At 37.1% G+C, this 1,148-nt stretch carries 2 protein-coding genes; both read right to left on the bottom strand.

What is annotated here, in order from left to right; translation table 11 throughout:
- Positions 1-831, bottom strand: an 831-nt coding sequence (locus C7958_RS15510; RefSeq protein WP_111573571.1) for a carbohydrate ABC transporter permease, incomplete at its 3' end; no start/stop codon positions are given.
- 2 nt (positions 832-833) lie between these two features.
- On the bottom strand, positions 834-1,148 hold a 315-nt coding region (locus tag C7958_RS15505), incomplete at its 5' end, for a carbohydrate ABC transporter permease (protein WP_133986842.1).

Raw genomic sequence — 1,148 nt, 5'->3', positions numbered from 1 at the left:
TCCCGAAGTAGCAATACCTTCCACCAGATAACGCTGGAAGAAAATAAAGATTAAAAAGATCGGCATCAAGGATAAGGTTGCCATTCCAAACATTGCGCCCCAGTTGGTTACTGCCTGTGGATCAGCAAATAAGGAGAGGGCTAATGAAACTGGATAAAGCTCTGTTGACTGGATATATAATAACGGGGTAAAGAAATCCTGCCAGGTCCAGTAAAATGAAAATATGGCAGCAGTTATTAAAGCTGGTTTTATATTTGGCAGTATTATTTTAAAGAAAATAGAATAGACTCCACAGCCATCTATTCTTGCTGCTTCGTCCAACTCTATAGGAAGTCCCCTGACAAACTGCACCATTAAGAAAACAAAAAATGGTAAAGGTGTAAATTTGGGTAAAATCAGGGGCTTAAAACTGTCTATCCATCCCAGCTGATTAAACATTAAATATTGCGGGATCATTACTACCTGTCTTGGAAATAAAAGAGTAATAATCATCACTGAAAACCAGAAATCACGACCTTTAAACTGGATTCTACCAAATCCATAAGCAGTCATGGCTGATAAAAGCACCTGACCAATAGTTGCTGTAGTGGCAATAATAAATGAATTCTTAAAGAATGTTGCAAAAGTCAAGTCTCCAAACCCCTGCCAGCCCTGGACATAATTTTCTATTAAAAGTTGATCCGGGATTAAAGTTGGGCTTAAAGCGTTAGCATGGGTTTTAAAAGAACTGGCAATCATCCACAAAACTGGATAAAACATCATCAGTCCCAGTGTCAGGATGCAGACATGATAAACTACACTTTTAATTTTATTCTCTGTTGATACTTTCATTATTAAATCCCACCTTCTTCGTTCTCATAGAACACCCAGTAACTTGAACTTTTAAAGATTAGAAAGGTCATTACACTTAAAATAATAAGTAAAATCCAGGCTAAAGCACTGGCATAACCCATTGAGCTGTACTGAAATGCCTGTTTAAATAAGTAAAGTACATAAACCATAGTTGAATCTATTGGTCCACCCTCGGTAATAATATAGGCCTGGGTAAACATCATAAATAAACGAATTGTCTGCATTACAACATTAAAAAATATAACCGGTGTCAGCATCGGGATAGTAATATGAAAAAACTTCTGCCACCAGCTGGC

The sequence above is a fragment of the Halanaerobium saccharolyticum genome (assembly GCF_003259895.1).
Lineage (GTDB): Bacteria > Bacillota > Halanaerobiia > Halanaerobiales > Halanaerobiaceae > Halanaerobium > Halanaerobium saccharolyticum_A.
Note: the sequence above shows the minus strand (reverse complement) of the source record. Positions and strands in the feature narration are given on the sequence as shown.